This is a genomic window from Brevundimonas sp. UBA7838 (genome assembly GCF_002500885.1).
Lineage (GTDB): Bacteria > Pseudomonadota > Alphaproteobacteria > Caulobacterales > Caulobacteraceae > Brevundimonas > Brevundimonas vesicularis_C.
In genome coordinates this window covers 21,226-27,376 of record NZ_DLTK01000069.1, presented here as the reverse complement: position 1 = coordinate 27,376, position 6,151 = coordinate 21,226, and the positions used below count along the sequence as shown (strand labels likewise).

The following is a 6,151-nucleotide window of genomic DNA, read 5'->3' as shown; positions in this document are numbered from 1 at the left end:
CGGTCGGCCTTCTTGGCGGCCTTCTCGGCCTTGCGGGCTTCCTTCTCGACGGCCTTCAGCGCCTTCTTGGCGGCCTTGGCCTCGGCCTTGGCGGCGTCGGGGGCGGCGTCGGCGGCGGCGGCCAGATCGGCCAGCTGATTGAGGAAGGTCTCGCGCTGGCCCTTGGGCAGCAGGGCCATGATCCGCTTGTCGGCGGCCTCAACCAGCGGACGGGCGGCCTCCAACCGGGCCGCGCCCTCAGCCGACAGACGAACCGCCTTGGCGCGCGCGTCCAGGGTCGAGCGCTCGCGCTCCAGCAGGCCCTTGCTGGTCATGCGCGTAACCAGATCGGCCAGGGTCGAGCGGTCGATGCCGGTCATCCGCACCAGTTCAGTCTGGGTCAGGCCGGCCTTGAGCGACACCGCCTCCAGCACCGCGAACTGGCGCTGGGTCAGACCGTCGGCGCCGGTCTCCTCGGCATAGATGTCGAGCGCCAGTTGCAGGGCGCGGTGCATCAGGTGGCTGGGCGAGGTGGCCAGGGGCCCGACCTTCCTTGCCGCTTTTCCCGCCTTCACCATCGCGCCGCTCCCCTGAAGTTTCGTCCGAACACGTATCAGCTCTGCTTTACGATTTGACGGGGAAAGCGCGTCGGTTCCGTGACAGTTCCGCTTGGCGCCTAGAGCCCGGTATCAGGCGAGACGGGCGTCGGCTCGTCGTCCTTGATCAGGTGCTTCATGATGAAGAAGACCTGCCAGACGCCAAACACGGCCGAGGCGATCCACAGGCCGCCACGGAAGGCGACCCATGTGTCGTCGGACTGGGTGCGCCAGACGATCTCGTTAATTACGCAGACGGCTGCGAAATACAGGCCGTAACGCAGGGTCAACCCGCGCCAGCCTGCGTCGGTGATGCGGATCGCCTCGCCCAGCAGATATTTGAACGGATAGCGGTTCAGCGGCAGCGACCCCAGCAGCACGACCGCCAGCAGGCCGTTCTGGATCGACAGCTTGATCTTCAACAGGTTCGGATCGTGGAAGACGATGGTCAGCACGCCGAAGATCAAGGCGAACCCGCCGGTCAGCAGCGGCAGGGGCGCCAGACGACGCTCGACCACATAGCCGACGATCAGAGCGATCAGCGAGGCGCCGACCAGGACCCACGTCGCCTGGACCAGGGCTTCCTGCCCATCCAGACCGCGCGCGAACCGGTTGATCGCATAGGCGGCCATGAAGGCCACGAGCGCGCCGAAATCGACGGCCTGGCGGATGTTGGAAGCCTTTTTCGGCGTCTCGGTCATGTCAGTCTTCCAGTCCCACCAGCGAGCGGGAGAAGGCGCGGGCGTCGAACGGTTGCAGGTCCTCGACCCCTTCGCCAACGCCGATCAGCATCAGGGGGGCGTCGGACGCCTGGGCCACCGGCACCAGCACGCCGCCGCGCGCCGTGCCGTCCAGCTTGGTCATGACCACGCCGGTCACGAAGGCGGTGCGGCCGAAGATCTGTTCCTGAGCCAGGGCGTTGCGGCCGACGGTGGCGTCCAGCACCAGCAGGGTGTCGTGCGGCGCCTCGGGATCGACCTTCTTCAGCACGCGGACGATCTTGAGCAGTTCGTCCATCAGGGCGGACTTGTTCTGCAGTCGGCCGGCGGTGTCGATCAGGACGACGTCGTAGCCTTCTGCCCGCGCCTTGGTATAGGCGTCGAAGGCCAGGCCCGCGGCATCGGCGCCGTCGCGACGGCTCTCGAAGTCGGCGCCCGCGCGCTCGGCCCAGACCTTCAGCTGTTCGCGGGCGGCGGCGCGGAAGGTGTCGCCGGCGACAATCATCACCTTGGCGCCCTTGCCCGTCAGATCAGCGGCGATCTTGCCCAGGGTCGTGGTCTTGCCCGACCCGTTCACCCCGACGAACAGGACGACATAGGGTTTGGGGCCGGACAGGGGATCGAAGGTCGCCTGGCGCGGCGACAGTTCGGCGGCGACCGCCTCGGCCAGGGCTTCCTTGACCTCGCGCTCGGGCGCGTCCTTGCCGAACTTCAGCCCGCGAAAGCGTTCGACGATCCGGGCCGAGGCGGCAGGGCCGAGATCGCTCTCAAGCAGATGCTCTTCCAGCTGCTCCAGCGACGCCTCGGACAGAGGCTCCTTGACGAAGGTGGCGACGACCTGATCGGTCATCTGTTTGGAGGAGCGCGAGAGCCCAGCGGACAGGCGCTGGAACCAGCCCTTTTTCGGCGTATCGTTCATGCAGTGGCTTTAGCGGGGGCGAAGGCCAACGTCATCCGCATTCGCGAGGGTCGTCCCCGACGTTTCAGACGGTCGGCGACAAAAACACCGTCTAATTCGTCTAATTGATCTGAAATCGAAACCTCCCTGTTAGCGTCAGTGCGAAGGCGAGGATTATAGGCCCGCGCAAAATCGACGATGGCAGAAGGCCGTGAGAAATCGGCAAACCGTTGAAAGCGCGAGGGTTGGAGCCGCCAGTTTGGATGGCTGTCGATCATTTTCTTCCGTCATCCTGTGCAAGCCTCTGGCGGCGCAGACGGCAGCGGCGAAGATCATCGAGCGGCGCTTGCGCTTGTGGAGCCGATCAACAAAGAATATGCGCTGCGCATACGTTTCATATAGAGCGAGAGTATCATGGGCATCGTCAATATCGAGGACGAACTGCACGAGCAGCTGCGGCGCGCTGCGAAGGCGTCCTATCGGTCGATTAACGCTCAGGCGGCGTTCTGGATCAGGATCGGCATGTTGTGTGAGATGCATCCCGGCGTGACGTTCCAGGAACTGGTGGCGCGCGAGTTGCGGGCGGCGGGCGTCGATGCTTCCGTGCCGACGGGCGCCGCCGCATGATCAAGACGCCGGCCGAGATTGCGCTGATGGCCGAAGCGGGGCGACTGCTGGCCTCGGTCTTCACCCATCTGAATGCGATGACGCTGGAGGGGTTGAGCACGCTGGAAATCGACCGACGGGTCGAGGCCTTCATCGTCGACGAGCTGAAGGCGCGGCCGGCCAGCAAGGGTCAGTACGGCTATGGCTTCGTGCTGAACAGCTCGATCAACCAGGTCGTCTGCCACGGCGTGCCCTCGGCGAACGACATCCTGAAGAGCGGCGACATCGTCAATCTGGACATCACGCTGGAGAAGGACGGCTTCATCGCAGATTCCTCCAAGACCTATCTCATCGGCTCGGTGGGACCGCAGGCCCGACGGCTGGCCCGCACCACCTATGAGGCGATGTGGAAGGGCATTCAGGCGGTGCGCCCGGGCGCGAAACTGGGCGACATCGGTTTCGCCATCGAAAAACACGCCAAGCAGGCCGGCTATTCGGTGGTGCGCGACTATTGCGGGCATGGCATCGGGCGCGAGATGCATGAAGAGCCACAGGTGCTGCATTTCGGCAAGGCCGGGACCGGCGCGACCCTGCGCGAAGGCATGACCTTCACCATCGAACCGATGCTGAACCAGGGCGTGCGCACGGTCCTGACCGAGGACGACGGCTGGACCGTGGTCACCTCCGACGGAAAACTGTCGGCCCAGTTCGAACATACGGTCGCTGTGACAAAGGACGGTGTGCGGGTCCTGACCCTGAGGCCGGACGAGAAGCGGGACGCATAGGCGCGCGAAGGAGAGTTTCCGTCCCTTCATCATTCGCGCCTATATGAAGGCCGACGACCGGCGCGGGCCGGGTGATGCGGACGATCCGATGGCTGATGCTTTGTTCCATTCTCCCAAGACCCACGGTTTCGTGCGCGTGGCGGCGGCGACGCCGGTCAGCCACGCGGGCGACCCCAGGGCGAACGGCCAAGAGCACGTCGCCCTGATCCGTCAGGCGGGCGAACAGGGTGTGGACCTGATGGTCTTTCCCGAGCTGTCGCTGTCGGCCTACGCCATCGACGATCTGCATATGCAGGCGGCGCTGCTGGACGAGGTCGAGCGGCAGATCGCTGTGGCAGCCGAGGCGACGGCCGAGGCGGATGTCGTGGCGGTGGTCGGGGCGCCGATCCGCAACGGCGACGCCCTGTATAATTGCGCGGTGGTGATCGGGTCCGGCGAGGTTCTGGGCGTCGTGCCCAAGACCTATCTGCCCAACTACCGCGAATACTATGAGAAACGCTGGTTCGCGCCGGCGACGGCGCGCGCCGAGGACGTGATCGCGCTGAACGGCGAGACGGTGGACTTCGCGCCGGGTCTGTTGTTCGAGGCGGTCAATCGGCCGGGCTTCGTCTTCTCGGTCGAGATCTGCGAGGACTATTGGGCGCCGCTGCCGCCCTCGACGCGGGCGGCGTTGGCGGGCGCGCGGATCCTGCTGAACCTGTCGGCGTCCAACATCGTCATCGGCAAGGCGGACGAGCGGGCAATGCTGAGCGCCAGCCATTCGGCCCGCACCCTTTCGGCCTATGTCTTCGCCGCCTCGGGCTGGGGCGAGAGCACCACCGACCTGGCCTGGGACGGGCAGGCGACGATCCACGAACTGGGGTCCAAGCTGGCGGAAGGCGAGCGGTTCGCCTTGGACAGCCATCTGACCATCGCCGACGTGGACGTGGACCGGATCGGGCTGGACCGATTGCGGAACGGCACCTTCGCCGAATGTGCGAGAAACGAAGGCGAGCCGGCGACGGTCGTGCCCTTCATGGCGCGCGAGGATCATGAGGCCAGCGAGCTGATCCGGCCGCTGGACCGGTTCCCCTTCGTGCCGGACGACGCCGGGCGGCTGGATCAGGACTGCTATGAGGCGTTCAATATCCAGGTTCAGGGGCTGATGCGCCGGATGACCGCGACAGGCGCCAGGTCGCTGGTGATCGGCGTGTCCGGCGGGCTGGATTCTACCCAGGCCCTGCTGGTCGCCTGCCGCGCCTTCGACCGGCTGGATCTGCCGCGGACCAATATCCTGGGCTTCACCATGCCGGGGTTCGCCACCTCGGACGGGACCAAGTCCAACGCCTGGGCCCTGATGACCGCGCTGGGCGTGACGGGCGCAGAGATCGACATCCGCCCCGCCGCCGAACAGATGTTCAAGGACATCGGCCACCCCTATGCCGAGGGTCAGCCGGTGCATGACATCACCTTCGAGAACGTGCAGGCGGGCCTGCGGACCGACTATCTATTCCGGCTGGCGAACCAGCACAGGGCCTTCGTGCTGGGGACCGGGGATCTGTCGGAACTGGCGCTGGGTTGGGCCACATACGGCGTCGGCGACCATATGAGCCACTACAACGTCAACGGCGGGGTGGCGAAGACGTTGATCCGGCACCTGATCCGCTGGGTGGCGGCGGGCGACCTGATCGGCGCGGGCGCGCGTGACACGCTGCACGCCATTCTGAACACCGAGATTTCGCCCGAGCTGGTGCCGGCGAAAGACGGGGTGATCCAGTCGACGGAAGGGACCGTCGGCCCCTATGCGCTGAACGACTTCTTCCTGTTCTACATCAGCCGGTTCGGCCTGAAGCCGTCCAAGGTCGCCTTCCTGGCGCACCAGGCCTGGGGCGATGCGGGCGCGGGCGACTGGCCGGCGAACACGCCCGAGGACGAAAAGGTCGAGTACGACCTGGCGACCATCAAGGCTTGGCTGAGGAAGTTCCTGATCCGCTTCTTCCAGACATCGCAGTTCAAGCGGTCGGCCCTGCCGAATGGTCCGAAAGTGGTGACGGGCGGATCGCTGTCGCCGCGCGGCGACTGGCGTGCGCCGTCGGATGGGAATGCGCGGGTGTGGCTGGACGAACTTGAGGCGAACGTGCCGGAGTGACCTCTTTCGTCATCCTCCGGCGCGAAGCGACCGGGGGACCCAGCGGCGCGCGCGAGCGCGAACCTGTCGCGAACTCGCTGACATCCGTGGAGCCGACGCATCGCCTTTGGCGCCGCTGGGTCCCCCGGTCTGCGCCGCAAGCGGCTTGCCGGAGGATGACGAAAGCAAGTCGAGCCGTTACAAGCTTGGCCATGACCGACGACGTGACCAAAGACTCCAACGGCAACATCCTGGCCGACGGCGACAGCGTGACCCTGATCAAGGATCTGAAGGTCAAAGGATCGGGCGGGGTCACGCTGAAGCGCGGGACGCTGGTCAAGAACATCCGTCTCACCGGCGACACGGACGAGATCGAGGCCAATGTGGAGAAGGTGCGCGGCCTGGTCCTTCGCACCGAGTTCGTGAAGAAGGCCTGACCCTCTTCCCTTCGCGCGATGCAG

7 protein-coding genes are annotated in these 6,151 nt (G+C 65.8%); 4 read left to right on the top strand and 3 right to left on the bottom strand.

What is annotated here, in order from left to right; translation table 11 throughout:
• The 3 genes from B3T77_RS05495 to ftsY all read right to left on the bottom strand — a co-directional run.
• Positions 1-557, bottom strand: a 557-nt coding sequence (locus B3T77_RS05495) for a MarR family winged helix-turn-helix transcriptional regulator (protein WP_292078027.1), incomplete at its 3' end; no start/stop codon positions are given.
• Positions 558-655: 98 nt separating this feature from the next.
• Positions 656-1,276, bottom strand: a complete 621-nt coding sequence (locus B3T77_RS05490) for an inner membrane-spanning protein YciB (protein ID WP_292078023.1) — start codon at positions 1,274-1,276, stop codon at positions 656-658.
• Between the two features lies 1 nt (position 1,277).
• Positions 1,278-2,213 (bottom strand): signal recognition particle-docking protein FtsY, encoded by a 936-nt coding sequence (gene ftsY, locus B3T77_RS05485; RefSeq protein ID WP_055808927.1) that lies wholly within the window; start codon positions 2,211-2,213, stop codon positions 1,278-1,280.
• Positions 2,214-2,606: 393 nt separating this feature from the next.
• Here ftsY and B3T77_RS05480 point away from each other — a divergent pair, with 393 nt between their 5' ends.
• The 4 genes from B3T77_RS05480 (at position 2,607) to B3T77_RS05465 (ending at position 6,127) form a co-directional block, all read left to right on the top strand.
• Positions 2,607-2,819, top strand: coding sequence for a ParD-like family protein (locus tag B3T77_RS05480; protein ID WP_091751087.1), 213 nt, complete (start codon positions 2,607-2,609; stop codon positions 2,817-2,819).
• On the top strand, positions 2,816-3,583 hold the full coding sequence (map, locus tag B3T77_RS05475; RefSeq protein WP_292078019.1) for a type I methionyl aminopeptidase: 768 nt from the start codon (positions 2,816-2,818) through the stop codon (positions 3,581-3,583). Before B3T77_RS05480 ends, map begins: the two co-directional genes overlap by 4 nt.
• 88 nt (positions 3,584-3,671) lie before the next feature.
• Positions 3,672-5,711 carry an NAD(+) synthase gene (locus tag B3T77_RS05470; RefSeq protein WP_292078014.1) on the top strand — a complete coding sequence of 680 codons (2,040 nt, stop codon included), beginning with the start codon at positions 3,672-3,674 and terminating at the stop codon, positions 5,709-5,711.
• A 191-nt stretch (positions 5,712-5,902) separates the two neighbouring features.
• Positions 5,903-6,127: an alkylphosphonate utilization protein gene (locus B3T77_RS05465; RefSeq protein ID WP_055754537.1), complete on the top strand. Its 225-nt coding sequence runs from the start codon at positions 5,903-5,905 to the stop codon at positions 6,125-6,127.
• Positions 6,128-6,151: the final 24 nt, after the last annotated feature.

Bases quoted from the DNA above. Each gene is read 5' to 3' on its own strand.
- B3T77_RS05480 (WP_091751087.1), top strand. From the start codon at position 2,607: ATGGGCATCGTCAATATCGAGGACGAACTGCACGAGCAGCTGCGGCGC.
- ftsY (WP_055808927.1), bottom strand. From the start codon at position 2,213: ATGAACGATACGCCGAAAAAGGGCTGGTTCCAGCGCCTGTCCGCTGGG.
- B3T77_RS05490 (WP_292078023.1), bottom strand. From the start codon at position 1,276: ATGACCGAGACGCCGAAAAAGGCTTCCAACATCCGCCAGGCCGTCGAT.
- B3T77_RS05470 (WP_292078014.1), top strand. From the start codon at position 3,672: ATGGCTGATGCTTTGTTCCATTCTCCCAAGACCCACGGTTTCGTGCGC.
- map (WP_292078019.1), top strand. From the start codon at position 2,816: ATGATCAAGACGCCGGCCGAGATTGCGCTGATGGCCGAAGCGGGGCGA.
- B3T77_RS05465 (WP_055754537.1), top strand. From the start codon at position 5,903: ATGACCGACGACGTGACCAAAGACTCCAACGGCAACATCCTGGCCGAC.